This is a genomic window from Pseudobacteroides cellulosolvens ATCC 35603 = DSM 2933 (assembly GCF_001262605.1).
GTDB classification, from domain to species: Bacteria; Bacillota; Clostridia; order Acetivibrionales; family DSM-2933; genus Pseudobacteroides; species Pseudobacteroides cellulosolvens.
Genome location: NZ_LGTC01000001.1, coordinates 5,147,571 through 5,170,704 on the forward strand (window position 1 = coordinate 5,147,571; position 23,134 = coordinate 5,170,704).

Sequence of the window (23,134 nt, forward strand, 5' to 3'; positions counted from 1 at the left end):
TTACGATATCAGTCACTCTTAGTATTAAAATTTGTTTTTTATGTAGGCTTCTCAAAGACATAAAATGTATGTAATCAGCTTCTTTTCACATAATTATATTCACCTGTAACCGTAGTTAAAGCATGAATGAAAATTACTTCCCCTTTCTATGCAAGTGTTGACGAGTTAAGACAACACAGGAACCAAATTGATAGTGGAAGTTACTTTTATCATGACTAAATATGATATTTCCTGTATTAATATATTAAAAATAAATTATGATGGCTACATATTGTAAAAATTTTCTGTAAATTAAAAAGTGATTTTACTTATGGACCAAATCCAGTAAAATCACTCTTAAACAATATTAAAGGGACTAAATTTATAAATTAAGATAAATTAAGTAAAATTATATTTATTTAATTATTACCTGATAAGTAAAACGGAGCTATCTGGGGATAATTGCTTGAGGTAGCATTAAAATGTTTTGCAATAATTATTACATCAGTAATGTTTATAACACCGTCGGAATTCACATCATAAACTGAAGCATAATTCTGATCGGCTTTTGTAGTGTTAAATACCTTTGCCATTAAAAGCAAATCTGCCATATTTACAATACTATCCTGGACACCATTTGCAGGAAAATCCCCTGCCCATAGTAATACCGGAGCTTGTTGCGTACCTATTGACAAATCACCATTTATCAAAACATTTTCAATCTGTATTTCCAAAAATCCCTGCTTGGTTATTTTAATTAAGTACGTTCCTGCCGCAGGAATACTAATGTTAAAGTAACCATTACTATCTGTCATAGCATAACCGATATTTGTACCGATCAGCTCAACCTTGAATCCTGCCTTTACTATGGGTGCCGCATCAGGTGAATATGTAAAATCCGGTGCTATATACCCTGATAGTTTGAAAGTTTTAACTTGCGTAGGCGTAGGAGTTATAGTTGGCTTTAATGTTGGAGTATATGTAGGTTTTGGTGTTACCGTTGGAGTAAACGTTGGTTTTAAGGTTGCTGTTGGTGTAGATGTCGGTTTTGGTGTAATGGCATCTGATGTGCTGCTGAAGACAAAAGTCATATTGTCTCCTATAGCACTTACATTTGAAATATTAAAGCCGGAACTGGTTCCATTCCACCATTTTGAGTTCGGTGTTGTAACATCGTTAAACTTGTCCTTATAACCTGCTCGGAAAAAATCACCTGTATCACCAGTGTTAACGTTCTTTTCCATATCAAACTTTCCATCTGCCTGTTCTATTGATGTTATATAATGCTTTGTAGCAGTCATATCCTGATAATTATTGTTTCCCTTCCTGTCAATATGCCAGATAATCAGTCCTTCTCCGGGAAAAGTTGCCCAGTCACCTTTTTTCCGAATGTTTTCTACTATGAACATCTCATTATTGTTTTTAGTGTTTATGTATCCCAGTACATCCCTTGTCCCTGCAGGAACCGTCACAACTGACCCATCAGGAAGTCCGTTTAACCATTTAATATTGTAAAATTTACTTACAACGCATCTGCCATAAGGATTTACAAAGTTATTAAACTTGCCTATAACCTTGGAATCATTGTCGTAATCATAATAATCCGGCCATTTCAATATCATATGCTCACACTCATGATTTATGGTAGAGGTTTGGGGTTTGGATCCGATGTTTGAGAACTGATGGCTGTTAATTCTTACACCATTTTTAAAAACATAGCTAAACCCTCCTGAATGAGGCCAAAGCCCATTGGCCCAACCTGCATCAGGCGTTCCTGCATAAAGCAAAGTAAATGCCATTATTGATTTATCTGCATTCAAAGAAAGACCATCAGTAGTGAAATTTTGATTTGCATTAAGCCATGCACAAACTTCCTTCATAAGTTCAGTGGATCCGGCATATCCTGTGCCACTGTCATAATGGCCCTTTTCATACTTTGCTGTGTAAAACCCTATAAATTTATTGGTGAACTCCAATTTCTGTCCAGATATATTGTAAAAGTGATCGTACACAGAACCGGCACCAGCTTTGTTAAATAATTGCTCTATCACATTAGTCGCAACAGCACTCTTTACATCAGGAAAGTCAACCAGGACTACCAATCCGCTAACCTTTGAGGGTGTTGCAGTAGCTATTACAGGAACTCCTGACGGCAGAGGTGTTGGAGATGCTGCCAGCATTTCTTCCTCCAATGGTGCATTTAGCTGAATTTCACTACGCTTTTCCTTTACATGTTTTAATACAATATTTTTATCTTCATATATACCTTTATTGATTCCAATTGATTTAGCTTCATCTTCACTTAAAGCTTTACCATTATAAACTTTGTTTGTTGCTTCTAGCTTTCCACTGCTGTCAAGTTTCGCATAACATATGCTACCCTTTTTATTTCTCACCAAAGTGTAGCCGTCCTCACTTTCTACCCGTTGATAATATTCATCGCCAAAAACCTTAACTGCCACTCTGGTTCCATCAGGTTGCTTAAACTGGAATTTCTCACCGCTCATGGGATGTGCGGACAAAGATATGCTTAAAAGAAACATTATGACCGATGCACCCATGATGCTTAAAAAGAGCTTAAAAATTTGGTTTCTCATAAAATTCCCCTACAGATAAAAACTTTATTATAAGCTATTAATCAACATCAACAATAAGATTAACAACTTTTAATTCACTATATAGAAATTTAAAATAACATTAGAAAACTTTTCTATAATAATATTATTACATATTTCTGCCAAGATTTCAGTATAATAAATAAAAGTTTTACTATTAATAATAAAATAACATAATGCCAATACTAAAAATGTTGAATATACTTTTAATTCAATTATCTAGAAAGGAACGATAAACAATATGAAAAACCTATCTACAAAAGAACTGGCCTATATTAACGACATGCTTTCCTGGGAGCTATTAACCGCTAAAAAATGCTATCAATATGCCAACCAGGAAACTAACCCGGTATACAGGCAACTGTTTTTTGATACCTCAAGAATATCCCAGCAAAACTACACTAATCTGCTTGAATTTATTGGGCAGGCAAATAACTCACAAGGAGGTCAGGCTAAACAATGATAAACGAATCTGTAGTAACATCAAAATCAGGAGTGCAGAAAATCGGTAAGCCTGTTTCAAATGAACTTCCAAAGGTTAAGGATGCTAATGTAAACCTTAGAGACAGATTAAACGATATACTGCTAACAACAAAGCACAATCTCATAAGTTACCAGATAGCTATAAATGAGCTTATTAATGAGGAATTAAGACAATGTGCCATTGACAACCGAAATAGGAATCAGGACATACACAACAGAGTTTTCACAGAATTATTCAACCTTGGTGAATATCAAGCGGATCTTGCTACTCCACCGCAGGTTACCGATACCTTTGAGGTTTTCACCAATTACAAAACCCAATTACCATACAAGCAGTGATATTACATTAAAAACAAGGGAGAGCTGCAAGCTGCTTATAAACCAGGGAGCAGCCTCTTTTTTTAGATTAAATTTATAATATCATTATCGCATTATTTTAGCTGAAATAGCCAATTTTGTACATTTTAATACATTTCATTACATTGACATTGAGATAAACACTATGGTATTTTTAGAAAGTCGTAATGCTAGTTTTTTCTTTATTTCCATTAAATCGACATTTTTTCAATAACAATATTGAGCCTTTAATATTATTAAAAGCAATTCTACAATAATTACTTAGTCAGGAGACACTAAATGTTTAAACTTTTGAAGTATTCAATGCTTTATACAGTTACACTCTGTTTGCTTTTTACCATCCTAAGCGGTACAGGTCATACCGAATCCTTTTTTTGCAAGGTATTTCTTAATAAGAAAGAACTCACAAATATACAGCCAATAAACGTAAACGGTAGAATAATGGTACCTATACGTAAAATACTTGAATATATTGACGCTGATTTCGAATGGATACCGGACAAAAGAATGGTGAAAATTAACAAAGACAAAAATAATATTGATTTGATAATCAATACACCTTTCTGCTGGGTCAATGGAAAAAGCGTTAACATGGATGTTCCGGCTCTAATAAAGCAGGGAAGAACCTATGTGCCCATTAGATTTCTTGCAGAATCTTTAGATATGGATGTCCACTGGGACCAATCTATTAATGCAGCTATGATAAGCACGGAAGCACCTGCTTATTTAGTATCTGTTGACAAGACTGACTCAGAAAAAAAACAAGTATCTACACCTACTTCTACTCCTACTCCCACTCCTATTTCTACTTCTATTTCTACTCCGTTACCTACACCAAGTTCACAAAATATAACAACTGATGTACCTTCACAAACACCGACAACCGAACCTTCTAGCAATTATCAAAATGGAAATAATCTGCCTACCCCTTCACCAGCATCCCCAACTCTTACAGACGAAATCACCAACCACCCTACAAATATGGTTGAAGATATAAAATTGATTATAGATGGTGAAGAACTTGATTATAAGTTTATAGGCTGTCAGCTTATAGAAGAGGAAGGCATATTGTATGCAGACAATCTTCTTGCAAAATTGGTCCTTAGGGTATATAACGAATATGACTCCATATCAAATGGTTATCAGCTTAGATATTTTAGTGACGACGAGAATGAAGGAAGTTACACTGTCCTAAATACCAAACCTGCAGATAAAAATAGGGTGCCTATACTTGATGTGTGTAAAGAATTGAATTTACAGTATGAATATAAGGATCACGTACTTTATTTAACCTATACTATATAAAAAGTGGTATTAAGTAACAATAAACTTTATTCGATAAATTTATATATAATAATTTAATTTATAATACATATGGCGGTGCTTATATGAAAATTGAACAAATAAGAGAACTTGCTTTAAAGATAAAGCAAAATGTTAGCAGGGTTATTGTTGGAAAAGATGAGATAATCGACCTCTCATTAATCGCTTTGATTACATCCGGGCACATACTTTTAGAAGATGTTCCCGGTATGGGAAAGACTATACTTGCAAAGACTCTTGCCAGATCTTTAAACTGTTCCTTCAAAAGAATCCAATTTACCCCCGATTTGCTGCCCTCCGACTTAACCGGTATAAATTATTATAATCAAAAAAGCTGTGAATTCCAGTTCCGTCCTGGCCCGGTTTTTTCGAATATTCTTCTGGCTGATGAAATTAACAGGGCTACACCAAGAACTCAATCGAGCCTTTTGGAATGTATGGAGGAAAGGCAGGTTACAATAGACGGAGAGACTAGAGAACTTGGCAGAGCATTTTTGGTCATAGCAACCCAAAACCCTGTTGAGACGCAGGGAACATTTCCTTTACCTGAAGCACAGCTGGACAGATTCCTGTTTAAAATTTCAATGGGCTACCCGACAAATGATGAGGGAATTGAGATTTTAAAACGTTTTATTGTAAATAATCCAATAGAGGATATTAAACCTGTTGCATCCTCTGATGACATTATGGATGCACAAAGTGCCTACAGCAGTGTACATGCAAGCGATGATATTTTAAAATATATTCTTGATATCATAGAAAAGACTCGAAACCATCCTGATATTATTCTTGGCGCAAGTCCCAGAGCAAGCCAGGCTCTTCTAAAAGCTTGTCAGGTTCATGCAATACTAAAAGGCCGTAGTTTTATAATTCCTGATGACGTAAAATACCTTGTGAAGCCTGTACTTTGTCATAGGCTAATATTGAAAAGCTCCATTTTAGGAAGAAGCACAGGCAGCCAGAGTAATGTTCTGGATCAAATAATATCAGATACTACAGTGCCGTCAGAGGAAAAGTTATCGAAAGGATTCAGATAATTTATGAGTGCCGGTTTGTTGATCATATCAACATTGATTATAGTTTATATTCAGGCAGCTATTTATAAACGCTGGGGACTTAAGGGCGTTACATACTCAAGGTCATTTGGCTCCTCCAACGTCTTTGAAGGTGAGGATGTTCAGATGATTGAAATAATATCCAACCATAAACTAATTCCAATTCTCTGGCTTCAATTGGAGTCGGAAATCGACCCTCACCTCCAGTTCCAAAAACAGGCCAATCTAGACATAAAGCACCAACATCACAGAAGCTTTTTCAGCATCATGCCTTTTACAAGAATAACCCGCAAGCATACTCTAAAGTGCAGTAAACGCGGCTTCTATTCACTAAAATCTGCAGTGCTATCATGCAATGATGCGTTTAATATTGTTCAAACCTATGAAGAATTGACTTTAGATGCAAGCATATTGGTATACCCCAAAATAATACCTATAGATAATATAAAACTGTCGTGCCACAGCTGGATGGGGGATACCGTTGTACGACGCTGGATTATTGACGACCCTTTTATGATTTCAGGCATAAAGGATTACCAATATGGTGATTCCATGAACAGGATAGACTGGAAATCTACTGCCCGTACCGGCAGCATTAAGGTTTATAATAGGGACTACACATCAAATATGAAGATTATCATACTTCTGAATATTCAATCAAACGAAGACAGCTGGGACGATAATACCGATGTAGAACTTATGGAAAATGCAATATCTTATTGTGCATCAATCGCCAGCTACATGATGTCAAAAAGCATTGAAACAGGTTTTTGCTGTAACTGCCATTCATCAGAGAACGAGAAAGCACCTGTACTTATACCTGCCGGCTGTAGTGCCGGTCATATAAACCTATTACTGGAATCAATGGCCATGATGCAGCTTAAAAGGTCAGTTATGTTTCAATCATTTATGGATAATTTGCCTGATAATTTTATTAATAACGCTGATTTTTTAGTTGTAACCAATTATGTTGACGCACAGATTGAAAAAAGTATTCAAAGGATAAAAGATGTAGGCTGTGCTGTGGAAATACTCAGTTTGGAAGAAAAGTGATTATTAATCCTTTCAAACTATAAGGGAGGAATCGAACTTGGAAACGTATAATGCTTATATAATATATTTAGTGGTATCTTTATTACTATTTTTTATAGGCAAAAAGAAAAGTATTCGGAAATTAAAATTGTGTGGTATTATTGCTACAACTTTTTTGGCAAGTATACCTGTACTAGCATTTATTGCAGGCATTATAGATGGAGTTAGGGGAAGATAAATATAGAATTCCCTATAATATTTATTCTACGATACAAATTTCTTAATCAATCCAGCTCCCTCGTGGCGGATCACCTGATACCCATTTTGCAGTACCGGGCTTCCAACTGTATACACAAGCATTTAATTGTCCAATACCTTCTTTTGTCATGGTGACAGTTCCGCCGGCATCAATAATTTTATCACCGTCTAAGAGGGGACCTGTGACAAGTAATTTATCTATTGTCCAATCCTGTTCAACTCTCCAATAAGTACTGCCTGTCCTTGTTTCTGTTGTGGTTTCCAATGTGACAGGATCTGTTACCGTAACTGTGTACCTATACTGCCTTATATCCGAATCATACTGGGTTGTTGTTTTATTTCCATCAACATAAACCCTGACATTCTGGGGAAGATTCCGCCACTCGCATGACGGAGGGTCAAATTTTATTTTTCCTATTGGAGCCGCTGACGGTTTAGGTTTAAGTGTAGGAGTGGGAGTTGGAGTAACTATCGGATTTTTTATACTCAGTTTAGGGATCACTTCTGTTTTATAATCAGGTTCATGGGCTCCAAGAGTTGCCCACCAACCCTTTTGGTATTTACACTCCCTTTTATATTTTATATAACCATCTTCTTTATTTGTAGCTTCTAACCTCTCAATCTCAACCCATTCACCCCAATTATGATTATTGGCATCATATGTACTTAGAGGCATCTGATTGAATGTTATCATTGTTGCTACCTGTTCTGGCGGGCTGCCATCCTTAAATACCTTGTACCTTATCCACTCATCATGGCCTACATGTTGACATGTTGCATGCCACCATTTATAGAAACGAAGAACAATTTTATACGTACCATCTGTATCATCATAATCCTTTAAGATTTTTTCCGATTTATCAATTTCACTTTCACCGCTTACCACATTTATTGATGGATCATCTATGTAATATCTATTATCAGAGTAATCTATTATCATTTGAGCACAAACATATTGTGTCAAGTATACTACACATATTATTATTAAAATTATTTTTATTTTAAATTTTATCCTTTTCAAATTAATAACCCTCCTCGTATAAAAACGGTTCTGTATTCTTTACATTTATTGGTTCTATATCTATATACCATTTACCGTCTATTTTCACCAGGTATCTGGATTCATAATCCATTGCATAACTATCAGGCTTGGAATATCCATATAATCCGTATATAACTCTTACCTTGGTATCGCTTATTTTCTCAACTAAGCACTTGGTTTGACATTCCTTCAGATTATTCAATTTCATCAAATTATTATAGCTACCACTTAATTTTTCATACTTCTTTTCAAAACCCTCTTTGCTTGTTATACCTTTCTTTTTAAGAGAATCTGGTGATAAATAGTTATAAACCTTATCCCATTCTTTCGCCATCTCCAATTCAATCACCGTTCTTATCATATCTGCTATTTTTTTGTATTCGTCATTGACTATAGATGTTGCAGCTGGCGTCACTTTTGGTGCAATTGTAGGTGTTGCTTTGCCGGTGGTAATGTATACAGTCCTTGTGGCTCCGTTCCATTCCACATTTGCACCTAAAGCTTCACTGACAAAACGCAGCGGTACAAAAGTTCTATCCTCTTTTATAACTGCTTTTGCATCAAGGGATATTACCTTTCCGTCTGCTATAGCTTCCAAAACTCCTATTTTCAATTCTATTAATATTCCATTTTTGTTTATATATACAACCTTTAACTCACTGTTCCAGTCTACCTTACAGCCCAAATTTTCAGCTACAAACCGTACAGGTATCATAGTTCTATTACTTTTACTATCGATAAAAGGACGAGCATCAGGAAAAGCAATTGTTTTTCCATCGACTTTCACTGTAATATCTTGAGAGCTTGCAAAGCATGCAATACCAATAACTAATGTAATAACCGAAACTATAGCTATAATTATCCTTTTCATGTAAATTACCTCCTAAATTTTAAATATATATTATATAGTATCATCACTTACAGTTATTTCAATATATTATGTTGAGAGCATAGCAGAGTTTACCAGGCCTCCCTTTGATAAGCCCCAAAGCTTTATCAAATTATTTGATGAAGATAAGCGGAAGGAATTTGTTAATATAGTCAAAGAGGTTAAAGATAATGCCACAAAAATTATAAGCTAAGGCATGATTGAAAAATTACTTGCCGCTTTGAGCGCGTGTTCACGAGTTAAGTTAACACGGAAGCGAAATTATACGGGAAGTTATATTTTCAACTTGCCTAAGCTTTTGTTCTATCTCCTTAGAACCAGCTCCCTCGTGGCGGATCACCCGACACCCATTTTGCAGTACCGGGCTTCCAACTGTATACACAAGCATTTAATTGTCCAATACCTTCTTTTGTCATGGTAATAGTTCCGCCGGCATCAATAATTTTATCACCGTCTAAGAGGGGACCTGTGACAAGTAATTTATCTATTGTCCAATCCTGTTCAACTCTCCAATAAGTACTGCCTGTCCTTGTTTCTGTTGTGGTTTCCAATGTGACAGGATCTGTTACCGTAACTGTGTATCTATACTGCCTTATATCCGAATCATACTGGGTTGTTGTTTTATTTCCATCAACATAAACCCTGACATTCTGGGGAAGATTCCGCCACTCGCATGACGGAGGGTCAAATTTTATTTTTCCTATTGGAGCCGCTGACGGTTTAGGTTTAAGTGTAGGAGTGGGAGTAGGAGTAACTATCGGATTTTTTATACTCAGTTTAGGGATCACTTCTGTTTTATAATCAGGTTCATGGGCTCCAAGAGTTGCCCACCAACCCTTTTGGTATTTACACTCCCTTTTATATTTTACATACCCGTCATCCGTTTCTGTAGCTTCTAACCTCTCGATCTCAGCCCATTCACCCCAATTATGATTATTGGCATCGTATGTACTTAGAGGCAACTGATTTAATGTTATCATTGTTCCTTGCATTTCTGGCGGACTGCCATCCTTAAAAACCTTGTATTGTATCCACTCATCATGGCCTACATGGTGGCATGTTGCATGCCACCATGTATAGAAACGAAAAACAGTTTTATATGTACCATCTGTATCATCGTAATCCAGTATGATTTTTTCCGATTTATCTATTTCACTTTCACCGCTAACCACATTTATTAATGGATCGTCTATGTAATATCTATTATCATAATAATCTATTCTTATTTGAGCATAAACATATTGTGTCAAGTATACCACCAATATTATCAGTATAATTATTTTTGTTTTCAATTTGATCCTTTTCAAATTAATAACCCTCCTCGTATAAAAACGGTTCTGTGTTCTTTACAATTATTGGTTCTATATCTATGTACCATTTACTGTCTATTTTTACTAAGTTTCTGGAATCATAATACATTGCATAACCATCTGGCTTGGGATATCCATATACTCCGTATATAACTCTTACCTTGGTATCATTTATTTTCTCAATCAAGCATTTGGTATAACATTCCTTCAGATTTTTCAATTTCATCAAATTATTATAGCTACCGCTTAATTTTACATACTTCTTTTCAAAACCATCTTTGCTTGTTATTCCTTTCTTTTTAAGAGATTCTGGTGATAAATAGTTATAAACCTTATCCCATTCTTTTGCCATCTCCAATTCAATCACCGTTCTTATCATATCTGCTATCTTTTTGTATTCCTCATTGACTATAGATGTTGGGGCTGGCGTCACTTTTGGTGCCAATGTAGGTGATGTTTTGCCGGTGGTAATGTATACAGTCCTTGTGGATCCGTTCCATTCCACATTTGCACCTAAAGCTTCACTGACAAAACGCAGCGGTACAAAAGTTCTATCCTCTTTGATAACTGCCTTTGCATCAAGGGCTATTACCTTACCATCTGCAATAGCTTCTAAAACTCCTATTTTCAATTCTATTAATATTCCATTTTTGTTTATATACACAACCTTTAACTCACTATTCCAGTCAACTTTACAGCCCAAATTTTCAGCTACAAACCTGACAGGTATCATAGTTCTATTACTTTTACTATCAATAAAAGGACGAGCATCAGGAAAAGCAATTGTTTTTCCATCGACTTTCACTGTAATATCTTGAGAGCTTGCAAAGCTTGCAATACCGATAACTAATGTAATAACCGAAACTATAGCTATAATTATCCTTTTCATGTAAATTACCTCCTAAATTTTAAATATATATTATATAGTATCATCACTTACAGTTATTTCAATATAATTTCTATGTTAAAGCTTTTCATTTTCCCCTTAATAAAGTACTCTTATAATAAGTTTATCGGCTACTTTTTCATAAAAATTACATATTAGCTAAAGAGTACATTGATCTTTATTATTTTAAACTTTATGGAACAACGATATAATAAGGATTGGTAAATTAAATATTACCAGCAGGGACATCATGCAAGAAGAGAAAATCATTCTATATTCCATAGAACAAGGAACTCAGAATGTAGATTATTTTGCTGATGAAAATTTCTGGCTGACACAAAATTCTATGGCTGAACTTTTTGATGCTGAATCAAACACCATCACTTACCACTTGCAGGAGATATAAAAGCCGTGAGCTAGAAGAAAATCGAACTACTCGAAATTTTCGAGTAGTTCGATTAGAGGAAAAACGGCGGGTTGATTGGGAAATTATGTTCTATAATCTAGATGCGGTTATTTCTGAAGGATATAGAGTGAATTCCAAAAAAGCAACACAATTTAGAAAGTGGGCAACAAAGACCCCGCAGGAGTTTATACTTAAAGGTTTTGTGCTTAATGATAAAATGCTAAAAAACTTAATATTGATTCCACTTCACTTGCCGGCATGGGCTTGTAAAAGTAGAATCCTTGAATTATATCACACTGGTTGTCTCTCAAAAACTTGAACTGCTCCTCTGTTTCAACACCTTCTGCCAGTACATCAATTCCAAGATTTTTTGCAATCTGAATAATACTTCTAATAATTGCCATATCCTTCTGAGATCCTGAAGATATTCCACGAACAAAGTCAATATCAATTTTTATCAAATCAATTGGGAATGTTTTAAGCCGGGTAAAAGATGAAAAACCTGTGCCAAAATCATCTATAGATATTGAAACTCCAAGGTTTTTAATATCTTTTAGATGTTGCAAAACAGAATGATCTTCATTAAAAGCAATGCTTTCTGTTATCTCAATCTGGATGTTTTTAGCACCAGCTTCTGTGTCTTCCAATATTTTGCTGATTTTATCAGCGATACCGGTATCTTTCAACTGCTCCAATGATAAGTTTATAGACATGCAGATATCTTTATTATATATGCTCTGGAATGCTTTAAGCTGTTCACAGGCAGTTTTAAAAACCCACAATCCAATTGGCCTTATCAGTCCAGTTTGTTCTGCCATTGGTATAAAAACATCGGGAGAAACAATCCCATATTCTTCATTATTCCATCGTAAAAGTGCTTCAAATCCGATTATTTCTTGTGTTTCTGCTTTTATCTGAGGTTGGTAATACAGAAATAATTCATTTTTATCAAGTGCTCTGTACAAGTTATTCGTCAATTTCATCTTTTTAACAGTGCCGTTTTTAATATCTGATGAACAATAAATACATTGATTTTTCCCTTTATTTTTCGCTAAATACATGGCTATATCAGCATTCTTTATCAAAGTCTCAGAGTCCTCTCCGTCTATCGGATATACCGCCACACCGACGCTGGCTGTAACAAAATACTCCATATCCTGAACTAAGACCGAATCTTTAAAAGCACCCATAATTCTTTCGCATATTTTATAGAGATCTTCCGGTTTTTCAATATTGGAAACCATTATCAGGAATTCATCTCCGCCAAATCTGGCAAGAGTATCCTCTTCTCTCAAGCAGGAAGAAAGCCGACTTGCCATCAGCCCTAGAAGCATATCACCCGTTGTATGCCCCATTGTATCATTAACTGATTTAAAAGAGTCTAAATCAATAAATATTACGCCTATCAAGGAAACATTTCTTTTTGCTGCATGTATTGATTTGTTCAAATGTTCTACAAACCAGTCTTTATTATATAATCCTGTTAAGGAATCATAATAGGCCATTCGAAATAATTTTTTTTCAGATTCCTCAAGACTTTTCCTTTGGTTATTTATTTTTTCAATATTAGAGGCGGTTTCCTTTTTAAAAGTGGCTATAAGTACTACCAGTAAAATTACACCTATATTAGAAATGATCCCGGGCAGCGGCTCGGTTGTTTTGCTGTGAATTATGAAATTTATTGAATTTAATATACTGCCGACATTCAACAGAACGGCTGCTAAATATCCCGGTGTATCTTCTTTTAGTACTAGATATATTGATATAATCATCTGCAACTGCGTTACTATTCCTCTAAGGGTAGCTCCTCCGAAATAATCCGACCCAAATAAACTACTATTTGATGGTATATTAATATGCAAAAAAGCAAAAATCAAATACAGAATAACACTGATAATAATACGCATATAACTAGCTTTTTTGCCAAATGGCTTAGATACTATAAAACCATACTTTTTGATAGTGTGATATATTGTTACAATAGGAATCAGCAAAATTATCGGTGCCATTTGAGGTAATTTGGCCAAGGTATTACCAAACACCAAATCTGTTAATGATGCAAGTATCAAAGCTGCCATAAAAGAAAGAAATATAGCACGGGATTGCATCTTTATGCTATGCTCTACCGCTTTTCTGTTCCACAGCAACAAAATTACCAAACCGGTAATCGCATATCCTATATAGTAGACGAAAAATATCCAATCCCATATACTATACTCATTGATGCTGGCTACGTTAGTCCAGCCGAATTCTGTATGAAGTAGCTTATACGGTGCCGGATTTATACCGGATGGAATTGCATAAGCAAATACAGTAATAACGGCAGGCAGATATAGCAATAAATAGAACCACCATTTCTTAAGCAGGGTTTTATTTCCGACTATAATCAATATAAAGTGAAGGATAATACTGTAAGCCGTTCCCCAGCCAATGGCTGAAAACCGTCGCCAGATTTCGCATGTCACAGTATCAGGAGCAATGTTTGCAAGAGCCAGCCCTGCTGACCAGAAATTAATCGATATAATTATGGCAAAAAAGCACCGATTAGCAGGTGCCTTATGATTGTTTATTACGACTAGTATCCCGCTGACCAGTGAAATAATGCATACGGAAAAGAACAATATCGAAAAAAATGACGAATAAATCATTTTTCAGCCCCTTTTTATATATACTGATTAGCAGCTTTTCAACTCACAGGCTAACATATGTATCATAGCTTAATGAAAGTGATTGGGTGTACAAGGGTATTTTTTAAAATATCGGCGTTTTTTGTTGAAAAAATAACCCAAAAAATTTTGCATTTTGCATGCCCCTATTTAAACGAGTGCTGTCTTGTACGATTACATTATGCATAATTACGATATTATTTTTACTGCTTATGTGGTAATATATTAGGTGAGAGGTAAATTAATATTATTACATCTGATAAACAAATTTATTTGATTCATTATCTCTAAAAGATTGTCTTTCAGCTAAAAGGAAGGTCTATATGCCAAACTTTGTAAAACACGTTACAATTAAGCTAATGCAATCAGCCATTGAAATTTTATTTATTTTTCCCATACTGCTTGCCCTAACCATATATGCATATCCAAATGGCCAAGTTCTTACGGTTATTGCAGGGCTGGTTGGTTATTATTTGGTAGGTATACTATTAAGCAGGTTTCTTAGGAATAAATCCAATGCTATTTATGTGGTCATCAGCTCAATAATAGGGATAACTGCTTCATTCATCATTGGTTCATTTGAATCATTTTCCGTCATATATGCAATTATGGCATCATTTTCAATATTCAGAGGAATTCGCATAAACAAGAGCAATTGGATGAAACAATCCCCTATACCAGTCTTCAATTTACTCCTGGCCACATATTTTGTATTCAACGTGCTGTTTCTCATGTCAAAAAGCCTATATCCATACGTTGGCTTATTGAATATTGCCGGGCTTTTCATGATAGTTGTGTTTCTATCCCTTTGCAGTTTGGACCAACTGAAGGGAGCCTTTTTCAAATTAGGAGACAAAAACCATATCCCTTCCACAATTTTGAAGTTTAACATAACTTCATTAATCATTATATTGGTGTTAATTATTGCTTTATCAAGGTTCAAGCCTTTTTGGAATTCTGTAATAGTTCTTGCTAAATCTGTAGTTTTAGTGATCTATAGTTTTTTTAGCAATCTATCTTTCAATACAAATGGCAATGTCCAAACTGATGAAATACAGATGTTTGGCAAGAAATTTTCAAACAATATTTCTATTCTTGAAGTAATATCAAATATATTAAGAGTAGCAGCAATAATAGGTTTTGCAATCCTGACCATATATGTTATTTTTAAGTTCATACATAAAATAGCCATATGGCTTTCAAACAAGTCAGAAGAAAATATAGTTAAAGAAAATACACTTGGGTATGTGGATGAAAGAGAAATTTTACTAAAGTCTCCTTCAAATTATTGGCCTAATGTAAAAAGCTTTTTACACCTTTTCAGTAAAGAAAGGTCCTGGAAAGACCTTTTGACAAACAGAGATAAAGTCAGGTTTATATACAGGCAAAAAGTACTCAGCTTTATAAAAAAAGGCTTTGGGTTTAAAAATAGCCTTACACCAAATGAACTTGCCAAAGAGCTTGAAAGGGTTTATAAAGAGGACGTTTCAGATCTGACTTCTTCATACAACAAAGCACGCTACAGTTGTGAGGATATAGAAGACATTGAATTGGAAATGCTTATAAATAGACATAAAAGATAAAAAGACCAACAAACAATTTTCTGCTTGCTGGTCTATTTTTTTGCACACAATTTTCAGGTATTAGATTTTGTAATTTCTGTTGAATTTCACCTATCGATTATGGTTAGCAGATTTTAACCGTGCAAGCAGTTCATTGATGCCATCGATTACAAAGGACGGATTGTCCTGATGTAGATAATGCCCGTTGTTTGGATCTGTTTTATGGATAGAAAGGTTAGACAGGCTGGCTATATATGCTTGTCCTTCAGCCAAAATCACTTCAAAGTTTTCCGGAGCTCCGTGGTTTCCTCCTGACAATACTTCAATGGGAAGATTTCTCAGAGGGTCAGTTGCTTGAGCCGTATCAATTTGTTTGTAAGTGTTAATTAAGTCATTCGCACTCAATTCATACGGAATGCCGGTACCGCCTGACAGCCCAGCTGCAATCATTGCCAGTATTGTTTCATTATCAAGTTCTGGAAATGCGTTACTTTCTTGATATTCCACTGCAGAATCAATGAATACAATTCCTTTAAGCTGATCAGGATAAAGGTACTTATATTCACGGGCATACAGTCCACCAATGGAATGTGCCACCAAAACGATAGGTCCATTTACTCCAGCTTTCTTAAGAAGGGTGTGGAGCCGCTGTACTTCACCTGCCGCAGTGTAATTCACTTTGCTTCTATCGGGAGAATCCGATTGACCTATGCCAATTCTGTCATATGTAACAACACGGGTTTTCTTAGCTATTTCCGGTGCAACCTTGTCCCAAATTTCATGGCTGTCACCGTTACCGTTTTCAAATACTACAGTAGGCAGTCCATGCTGACGTTTACCTTCCACTTCGATATACATTGAATATCCGCCTACATTCAACTTCCCGCTGAAATTACCATCTCTTACTGAAGGTTTGTTACATGCAGCAGCTGCACTTGTTATACCAAAAATAAGTACTGTAGAAAGTGTCAAAGAAATGATTTTTTTAATCATATTATTCCCCCTCATATTTATTCCTGTAGATCTAGATCTATTAATTTTAATACCCCTATAACAATGTTGGAGGTACTTCTTCTATAATATCCCTATCCTTTAAAGTACATGCCAGCTTCTCAAAGCTTAGTCCATGTCTTGAAGCTATATCTTTTGCATAACTTTTCCCCTGGGGTAAACCCGGCACTATCCTGTAAGTTCTTTTTGCTGCTTCAAGATCGCTATCATCACTATTTTCTATGACACCCGAAATCAGACTGACTATTTTGCTGTCTCCCGGTAAATTTGAATTAAGGTTTTCCAGATCCTCCGCTAGTTCATGAAAGTGGGTTGCAAAAACTGAACGTGCTCCAAGAAGTTTTAATGCCATGGTAACCTCTTTTGATATGTAAAACCCTTCATAAGGACTGGTACTTTGTAGTGATTCATTTAATAAAATAAGGCTGTATCCAGTTGCTTTCTGAAATATATCATTAAGCCTCTTTGATTCCTCACCCAATCTTCCCAATCTGGAATCAGGCCTTTCTTCCACGGGAAAGTGGGTATATATCCTGTCTACCGGACTCATGGCCGCCTTATCGCATGGAACATATGAGCCTAACTGCAAAAGAATCTGGGTTAGCCCTATAGCCTGAGTATAGGTTGTTTTACCACCCTGGTTCGGTCCAGTCAGGATAAATATTCTGCCATTCTCATCAAAATTAACATCATTGGAAATAATTTTTGTGGTTAAATCCACTTGTGGATCTTTATAGTGCATGTTTAATGCCAGATTAATGTTATACATTCCTTTAATGCTGCACTGCCTCTTCTCCTTTTGCAGTACCTTGGGTTTACACATTCTAAGCCCTGATTTTTTCATATTTGATATCAACTTTTCCATTCCCAACAAAAACACCATATCAGTTCTTATATCAAGTAACAGCCTTGCATTTATTTTTATATATTTGGCTATAGCCTGTGCTATAGGTTTTGCAGCAGATTGAGTTATCTTGTCCAATTCTCTGAAAATAGCAACATGAAAAGGATTGGGCTCTTTTATGACCTGATTATACTTCAAAGTCTCTACAGCTTCAATTGTGACAATTGGTGAAATTCCAGTATATTGTTCAGATGATTTTTTATTAAATAAACGGTTTAGCAATGTGTTTTCTTTATATGGTTCTTCATTTATTGATACTATAGTAAATTCAATTGGATTGAGTTTCGCATTAAAATTTATTCCCAGTGTAACACTTGATATTTTTCTGAGACCCTTCAAAAGTTCAGGAAGCTCTTTTTCCATTGACCTGAATATATTATCTTCAGTTACACCTTTTACAGCTTTGTAAAGCTTCTTTAGTCCATCTGATTTCAGGTTTGTTCCTGCATCATCAAAAGCCTTTTTCAATTCCAGTATACAAGTAACATAAGTCTCAAGCTCACCAACTCGAGAAGCCGTTTCTTGCAAAAGGACTTCATGTGATATTTTCCGGGAACTTACAATTGCCATTTCATCCAATAATGGCAGTATCTTTTTAAAACACGAGACTATTATAGGATTTTGAAGTAAATCTTCAACAATGTCCAGCCTATAATTTATAACATCAATATCCTCACTAAAGTTAGTTAAGATATCTCTTATTGATACCAAATGTATTGAGTCCGGGCTTAGAGCCTTTGCAATCTCACTCAATTCAAGATTTGAAACCATACAATCATCTTCAGAAACGACTTGCTTTACCTCTTTTAATTTCCCCAAATCCGGCCAAAGCAAGCTCATAAATTCAGATAAATTACTTACCTCCATATGCATCCCCCCTATTTTTATTATATTAAAACTGATTATATTAAAAGTGTTAATGTAGATATTAATCTTTTATGCAGCATTTTCAAATTACCGTTTATTATGTTCTTAATGAAATATGAGAACCGGTCAAACAGTTCTCATATCTCGCTAATTTATGATCTGACTAATATAAGTTCTAGGGGGACTTATATTTAATCAACTTGAATATCTTTTAAGTTTGACTTTACCTTATCCTTGAAAGCCTTAAGCATATCATCCTTTGTCTTGTATTTTCCTGCAAGATATGATGTCATTACATCATCGAAGGTTCTCTCAATAATATCATCATATTGTGTAAGTACTTCACCGTTAATATCTTTAACGAAAGGTTGATAGAATTTGAAAAGATTTGTGCCTACAACCTTGCTGTCACTAGGTGCTCCTTCAGCAATTATATCCAGATTGTTTGGGAAATCCTGATTGTCTAAAGCCCACTTCTTCAATGTATCTTTATTAGCTGTAAAGAATTTGACAAATTCCCAAGCAAGATCCTGCTGCTGTGACTTTGCGTAGATACCCATCCATGTACCTCCCCAGAAGTAATTGAATGGTGCTGTTGTGATACCCCATCTGCCTCCATTTGCAGCTTTTGTGTCGTTTGAGTTAATAATCCACGGAACTCCCATGGCGGACATGCCCAAACCATTGCCTTTTCATCATTAGCTATAGCTGATGCCCAACCAGGCGTCCATTGGGTTAATGCTGCCTCATACTTATTATCTCTCAGTGTTTTTGCAAAATCAACCAGCTCCATAACTTTGTTGTCAATATTCAGCTTATTATCAACAACCCAGCCCTGGCTTCGTGCTCCCAAATACATTTTCTTGGGTTCTTCCCATGTTGGGAATAGCGAAACCTTTCCGCCGCTCTTCTCCTTAAGAGTTTTTGCCGTTTCAAGCATTTTTTCTTCTGAAGACAACATTTTAGCAATTTCATTAGGATCATCTGTTCCCAAATATTTTTTTGCAACCGGCTTCTTATATGCTATAGCTCCTGGGGCTGCCTGGTGAGATAATGCCTTTAACACTCCATTCTTATCTGTTCCTACCTGAACTGTAAATGGAATCATTTTTGATGCTACATCCTTTGCCCTTTGAGTAAGGTCTGCAAATGCATCGGGCATTTCAACAAGCCTTTTTGCAAATGCCGATTCAGCTACAAATACATCCGGTACTCCAGTGCCTGCTCTTATGGCAGATGTCAGCTTATTTTGATACTGGGAATCTCTGTCTGAAACAATGGTCAATTTAACCTTAATATTTGGATATAGCTTATTGAATGCCTCAACTATCTTTGGTCCCTCACTGCTGTTAAAGTGCCAAAATGCTATTTCTCCCTTGTAATCTGCCGGATCTTTAGTTCCTTTATTTGTATTTTCACCATTATTTGCCACAGGTGATGCTTCTTGGTTATTTCCTGAGTCACCGGCGTCTTTATCAGACAAACATGCTGTCAATGAACCGGCTGTCATAAAAATACATACAAGCAATGCCAATACTTTCTTTGATTTTTTCATTATCTTTCCCTCCCTCGGACGTTCTCTCTTTATTTAGGTATATATAAAGATAACCAATTTAAGATTTGTAGCCTTTTGAAAACTGAACTATATATCAATCTATGATTAAAAGTGTTATTAATCTTACATTTACGATAGGCAAATGTAAAGATTTATCACTTTTAATCTATATATAAATGCCGGTCACCCCCTCAAATCAGAACAACTAACAATACTGCTGTCTTAAATTGGTTATCTCATCTTTTATAATAATATGTTATTCCTTAAAGCCTCTGGTTTCAACCGATTATATTGCCTTGTTACAATGTGACATAATTTTGAATATTGTATTAAAACGAGTACATAAAATTACAGATAGGTTATATATTTTTGAAGTGAACCAACAAGAATTTGTAATTTTTTTATTTTTTCAGTTAACATTTCTGGTATCCATAGCAAAATTATGCAATATGACAGCAAAATTGTCACGTAAAGAAAATTGGACAAAATTGCGATTATTAATATAAAAAATCTTGCTGTTATGACTTTCTTTAATATACAATTATAATATAGCTTGTTTATTTATATATAAATTATTGATGGAAATGGAGCTTTATATTATGATCAATGTATCAAAGCCGATTAAAACTATCATGCTGCGTTCGGACAAGATAATGGATGACATCATGTCTCCACTGGCAAACAGAAAAGACTATACAAAAGGTGCTTCAACAACAATACCTGTATACTGCTGCCGGTTGATCGGCATAACAGAGCCAGTAAATAGCTACTATGACAATCTGGCTGACCTTGACTGTAAACTAATGGGCCTTGGAAATGTGTATCTTAAATTTACAGAAAACATACCAATATTGATTGACAATGATATATCACTAGAAATTAACAAACTATGGCAGGATAAGTTTTTAGAGTCAGCAACGGAAGAATTTATTTCCATATGCGATATACCAAGACTATTATTTGAAATCTCTGCAGGGCCGTTAACCAATACCCTTCAAAAGGCACTTGTAGATATTATAAATCTTTACAAAAAAAATTCACCCGCAATTACTTCCACCATATTTAAAAACTTCTGCATCAAAATGCTTTGCTGGGTAAAGAAATTTGCATCCCAAATATTCAGAAACATGGATTTTCAAACGGCCGTACATAATCCAAAGGTTCTTTTCTATGGAAATATTAAAGAGCATGAGGTCTACTTTCTATTAGTCCTTTCAAAGTTAGGTGCAGATGTGCTGTATATAAACACAATGACTGATGGTAAATTTGGTGAAATAGATAACAGCAATGTTCATTCCTATTTGGTAAAGCTTCCAAAGACTGAGGAATTTAAAAAATTTCCCGTTAAAGCTATGCAACAAAATAATACACCACCTGGGAGTTCATATAATCCTGGCTTACCCCCATCAGTCCAATCACCTGTTCAAAATCCTATTCAATCTCCGATTCAGCATCCGGTTCAACCTCCGCCTTCAATTACCATTACAGCACCACATACCGTTAGAAGGGATCATTCAGGAAACGGAAGGCGTGAAATGTCATTGGAAGAACTTGCTGCTCTCTCCACATCAACTGTTATGATACTGGCATTTAACGAAGCAGGAGAGTTTCTCCACAGGGGCTCTGGAGTGGTAATAGGCAACAATGGCCTTATAGTGACAAATTATCATGTACTGCAAGGTGCCTGCTTCTTTGGTGTTCTGTTCGAGGGTATGGATGAAGAAAGACCATATGTTACATATACAGTAATAAATGCCAATGTTCACAAGGATCTTGCACTTATAAAAATTAACTTCAGAACTCCTCCAATAGAGATTTCCAGAACTGGAGATCTTGTGAGAGGTCAAAGAGTTGTTGCTATCGGAAGCCCGTTTGGACTAATGAATACCTTTTCCGATGGAATTGTATCAGGTTTCAGACAATATGACAGGTTTGACTTTATTCAGATAACCACGCCAACCTCATCAGGAAGCTCGGGAGGAGCTCTTCTTAATATGTTCGGCGAGCTTGTGGGTATAACCACTGCAGGTTTTCACGAAGGTCAAAACCTGTCTCTTGCAGTTCCAAGCAAATACATCATTGAACTTCTGGAAAACAGATTTACAACTCTGAATATTGAAATTATGGATAAGTACTTCGCGTTCAGTTATGATAGATTCACCATCAATTTTGATGGATTCTTCAGCTATCTTTCAAATGAAAGAGATTATAAAATTGCCTTTCTGCAAAGCCGATATGATCAAACGGACCTTAGATCATATTCCAGGGACAGGCGTTTTATGGAATCTATAGAAAATTACTTTATTGAAAACATCAGAAACATGGCACTAAAACATCGTATTGAGAAATATGAGTTTGAGCTTATGGTATCAAACATGTTTTTTACTTATACATATGACAGAGGCAGGCTTATAAATAAGCGATGGGAGCATAGGTAATAAGCCTCTTGTTGATTAATAAAATAAAGATACCCAACTTAGGCATGTTGAAAATATAACTCCCCGTATAATTTCGCTTTCGTGTAAACCTAACTCGTGAACACACGCTATAAACGGGAATTAATATTCAATCATGCCTTTTATACAGTTTGGTATCTTTTTAATTCCACTAAAACACTTACACCAATTCTTTATCTTCTACCAGCAAATAAACCGGCACCTCAATTTTATCCTTCCTATCCAGCCTTGTAACCTCAGCTGTATTGTTATCCTTCACATTTTCCAACCATACAGGAGATCCCTGGTATAAAACCTGAATTAACTTTCCAGAGGAAATTATTTCTTTAGCTCTTATTGAGTCCAAGCTTTTACAACTCCTTTGTTTTTGTTATTTATTATGTCTCTTTTTGCTTTCTTCTATGTATAAGGGCATTTCAAAAAATACGGTTATCCAAGTATTTTGTACATAATATGATATATTCAGCTTTTTGAAATG

General features: G+C 35.4%; 20 protein-coding genes and 1 pseudogene. 10 read left to right on the plus strand and 11 right to left on the minus strand.

Annotated features, from left to right (window positions below):
* Positions 1-398: 398 nt before the first annotated feature.
* Positions 399-2,576, minus strand: a complete 2,178-nt coding sequence (locus Bccel_RS29785) for a dockerin type I domain-containing protein (RefSeq protein WP_050753701.1) — start codon at positions 2,574-2,576, stop codon at positions 399-401.
* Between the two features lie 259 nt (positions 2,577-2,835).
* On the opposite strand from Bccel_RS29785, the gene Bccel_RS21350 reads away from it, so the two are divergent.
* The 6 genes from Bccel_RS21350 to Bccel_RS21375 all read left to right on the plus strand — a co-directional run bounded on the left by Bccel_RS21350 (position 2,836) and on the right by Bccel_RS21375 (position 7,082).
* Positions 2,836-3,057: a hypothetical protein gene (locus tag Bccel_RS21350; RefSeq protein WP_050753702.1), complete on the plus strand. Its 222-nt coding sequence runs from the start codon at positions 2,836-2,838 to the stop codon at positions 3,055-3,057.
* On the plus strand, positions 3,054-3,416 hold the full coding sequence (locus Bccel_RS21355) for a spore coat protein (protein ID WP_036937112.1): 363 nt from the start codon (positions 3,054-3,056) through the stop codon (positions 3,414-3,416). Before Bccel_RS21350 ends, Bccel_RS21355 begins: the two co-directional genes overlap by 4 nt.
* Positions 3,417-3,713: 297 nt before the next feature.
* Complete coding sequence (locus tag Bccel_RS21360) at positions 3,714-4,739, plus strand: copper amine oxidase N-terminal domain-containing protein (protein WP_050753703.1); 1,026 nt, start codon at positions 3,714-3,716, stop codon at positions 4,737-4,739.
* 83 nt (positions 4,740-4,822) lie between these two features.
* A complete protein-coding gene (locus Bccel_RS21365) occupies positions 4,823-5,794 on the plus strand; it encodes an AAA family ATPase (protein ID WP_036937110.1) in 972 nt (323 codons plus the stop codon).
* A 3-nt stretch (positions 5,795-5,797) separates the two neighbouring features.
* Positions 5,798-6,865, plus strand: coding sequence for a DUF58 domain-containing protein (locus Bccel_RS21370; RefSeq protein WP_050753704.1), 1,068 nt, complete (start codon positions 5,798-5,800; stop codon positions 6,863-6,865).
* Between the two features lie 37 nt (positions 6,866-6,902).
* Positions 6,903-7,082: a hypothetical protein gene (locus Bccel_RS21375; protein WP_036937108.1), complete on the plus strand. Its 180-nt coding sequence runs from the start codon at positions 6,903-6,905 to the stop codon at positions 7,080-7,082.
* Positions 7,083-7,124: 42 nt separating this feature from the next.
* Here the strand turns inward: Bccel_RS21375 and Bccel_RS21380 are convergent, their stop codons facing one another.
* The 4 genes from Bccel_RS21380 to Bccel_RS21395 all read right to left on the minus strand — a co-directional run bounded on the left by Bccel_RS21380 (position 7,125) and on the right by Bccel_RS21395 (position 11,232).
* Positions 7,125-8,123, minus strand: a complete 999-nt coding sequence (locus tag Bccel_RS21380; RefSeq protein ID WP_050753705.1) for a hypothetical protein — start codon at positions 8,121-8,123, stop codon at positions 7,125-7,127.
* A gap of 1 nt (position 8,124) precedes the next feature.
* The gene (locus Bccel_RS21385; RefSeq protein WP_050753706.1) at positions 8,125-9,015 is read right to left on the minus strand and encodes a copper amine oxidase N-terminal domain-containing protein; all 891 of its coding nucleotides are present in this window, start codon (positions 9,013-9,015) and stop codon (positions 8,125-8,127) included.
* Between the two features lie 329 nt (positions 9,016-9,344).
* Complete coding sequence (locus tag Bccel_RS21390) at positions 9,345-10,340, minus strand: hypothetical protein (protein WP_050753707.1); 996 nt, start codon at positions 10,338-10,340, stop codon at positions 9,345-9,347.
* A gap of 1 nt (position 10,341) precedes the next feature.
* Complete coding sequence (locus Bccel_RS21395) at positions 10,342-11,232, minus strand: copper amine oxidase N-terminal domain-containing protein (protein ID WP_050753708.1); 891 nt, start codon at positions 11,230-11,232, stop codon at positions 10,342-10,344.
* 247 nt (positions 11,233-11,479) lie between these two features.
* Here Bccel_RS21395 and Bccel_RS30425 point away from each other — a divergent pair, with 247 nt between their 5' ends.
* Both Bccel_RS30425 and rhuM read left to right on the plus strand, forming a co-directional pair.
* Entirely contained in the window at positions 11,480-11,635 is a 156-nt protein-coding gene (locus Bccel_RS30425) for a virulence RhuM family protein (protein ID WP_154673503.1), read from the plus strand.
* A gap of 85 nt (positions 11,636-11,720) precedes the next feature.
* Positions 11,721-11,954 (plus strand): RhuM family protein, encoded by a 234-nt coding sequence (rhuM, locus tag Bccel_RS32645; protein ID WP_409372135.1) that lies wholly within the window; start codon positions 11,721-11,723, stop codon positions 11,952-11,954.
* On the opposite strand, the gene Bccel_RS21400 is transcribed toward rhuM, so the two are convergent.
* A complete protein-coding gene (locus Bccel_RS21400; RefSeq protein WP_050753709.1) occupies positions 11,842-14,283 on the minus strand; it encodes an EAL domain-containing protein in 2,442 nt (813 codons plus the stop codon). The genes rhuM and Bccel_RS21400 overlap by 113 nt on opposite strands.
* Before the next feature lie 341 nt (positions 14,284-14,624).
* Here Bccel_RS21400 and Bccel_RS21405 point away from each other — a divergent pair, with 341 nt between their 5' ends.
* Complete coding sequence (locus Bccel_RS21405; protein WP_036944854.1) at positions 14,625-15,884, plus strand: hypothetical protein; 1,260 nt, start codon at positions 14,625-14,627, stop codon at positions 15,882-15,884.
* A gap of 90 nt (positions 15,885-15,974) precedes the next feature.
* On the opposite strand, the gene Bccel_RS21410 is transcribed toward Bccel_RS21405, so the two are convergent.
* The 4 genes and pseudogenes from Bccel_RS21410 to Bccel_RS31740 form a co-directional block, all read right to left on the minus strand.
* Positions 15,975-16,856, minus strand: a complete 882-nt coding sequence (locus Bccel_RS21410; protein ID WP_050753710.1) for an alpha/beta fold hydrolase — start codon at positions 16,854-16,856, stop codon at positions 15,975-15,977.
* A 55-nt stretch (positions 16,857-16,911) separates the two neighbouring features.
* On the minus strand, positions 16,912-18,645 hold the full coding sequence (locus Bccel_RS21415; protein ID WP_036944855.1) for a MutS-related protein: 1,734 nt from the start codon (positions 18,643-18,645) through the stop codon (positions 16,912-16,914).
* A 191-nt stretch (positions 18,646-18,836) separates the two neighbouring features.
* Positions 18,837-19,319 carry an extracellular solute-binding protein gene (locus Bccel_RS21420; RefSeq protein ID WP_082225157.1) on the minus strand — a complete coding sequence of 161 codons (483 nt, stop codon included), beginning with the start codon at positions 19,317-19,319 and terminating at the stop codon, positions 18,837-18,839.
* 233 nt (positions 19,320-19,552) lie between these two features.
* Positions 19,553-20,200 (minus strand): annotated as a pseudogene (locus tag Bccel_RS31740) (extracellular solute-binding protein); the annotation flags it as partial.
* A gap of 599 nt (positions 20,201-20,799) precedes the next feature.
* Between Bccel_RS31740 and Bccel_RS21430 the strand changes: the two are divergent.
* Positions 20,800-22,638: a YceG family protein gene (locus Bccel_RS21430; RefSeq protein ID WP_036944858.1), complete on the plus strand. Its 1,839-nt coding sequence runs from the start codon at positions 20,800-20,802 to the stop codon at positions 22,636-22,638.
* Between the two features lie 178 nt (positions 22,639-22,816).
* On the opposite strand, the gene Bccel_RS21435 is transcribed toward Bccel_RS21430, so the two are convergent.
* Positions 22,817-23,002: an H-type small acid-soluble spore protein gene (locus tag Bccel_RS21435; RefSeq protein WP_036944860.1), complete on the minus strand. Its 186-nt coding sequence runs from the start codon at positions 23,000-23,002 to the stop codon at positions 22,817-22,819.
* Positions 23,003-23,134: the final 132 nt, after the last annotated feature.

Excerpts from the sequence above, each read along its gene's own strand:
- Bccel_RS29785 (WP_050753701.1), bottom strand. The coding sequence starts at position 2,576 with ATGAGAAACCAAATTTTTAAGCTCTTTTTAAGCATCATGGGTGCATCG.
- Bccel_RS21350 (WP_050753702.1), top strand. The coding sequence starts at position 2,836 with ATGAAAAACCTATCTACAAAAGAACTGGCCTATATTAACGACATGCTT.
- Bccel_RS21355 (WP_036937112.1), top strand. The coding sequence starts at position 3,054 with ATGATAAACGAATCTGTAGTAACATCAAAATCAGGAGTGCAGAAAATC.
- Bccel_RS21360 (WP_050753703.1), top strand. The coding sequence starts at position 3,714 with ATGTTTAAACTTTTGAAGTATTCAATGCTTTATACAGTTACACTCTGT.
- Bccel_RS21365 (WP_036937110.1), top strand. The coding sequence starts at position 4,823 with ATGAAAATTGAACAAATAAGAGAACTTGCTTTAAAGATAAAGCAAAAT.
- Bccel_RS21370 (WP_050753704.1), top strand. The coding sequence starts at position 5,798 with ATGAGTGCCGGTTTGTTGATCATATCAACATTGATTATAGTTTATATT.
- Bccel_RS21385 (WP_050753706.1), bottom strand. The coding sequence starts at position 9,015 with ATGAAAAGGATAATTATAGCTATAGTTTCGGTTATTACATTAGTTATT.
- Bccel_RS21395 (WP_050753708.1), bottom strand. The coding sequence starts at position 11,232 with ATGAAAAGGATAATTATAGCTATAGTTTCGGTTATTACATTAGTTATC.
- Bccel_RS30425 (WP_154673503.1), top strand. The coding sequence starts at position 11,480 with ATGCAAGAAGAGAAAATCATTCTATATTCCATAGAACAAGGAACTCAG.
- rhuM (WP_409372135.1), top strand. The coding sequence starts at position 11,721 with ATGTTCTATAATCTAGATGCGGTTATTTCTGAAGGATATAGAGTGAAT.
- Bccel_RS21400 (WP_050753709.1), bottom strand. The coding sequence starts at position 14,283 with ATGATTTATTCGTCATTTTTTTCGATATTGTTCTTTTCCGTATGCATT.
- Bccel_RS21405 (WP_036944854.1), top strand. The coding sequence starts at position 14,625 with ATGCCAAACTTTGTAAAACACGTTACAATTAAGCTAATGCAATCAGCC.
- Bccel_RS21410 (WP_050753710.1), bottom strand. The coding sequence starts at position 16,856 with ATGATTAAAAAAATCATTTCTTTGACACTTTCTACAGTACTTATTTTT.
- Bccel_RS21415 (WP_036944855.1), bottom strand. The coding sequence starts at position 18,645 with ATGGAGGTAAGTAATTTATCTGAATTTATGAGCTTGCTTTGGCCGGAT.
- Bccel_RS21420 (WP_082225157.1), bottom strand. The coding sequence starts at position 19,319 with ATGTCCGCCATGGGAGTTCCGTGGATTATTAACTCAAACGACACAAAA.
- Bccel_RS21430 (WP_036944858.1), top strand. The coding sequence starts at position 20,800 with ATGATCAATGTATCAAAGCCGATTAAAACTATCATGCTGCGTTCGGAC.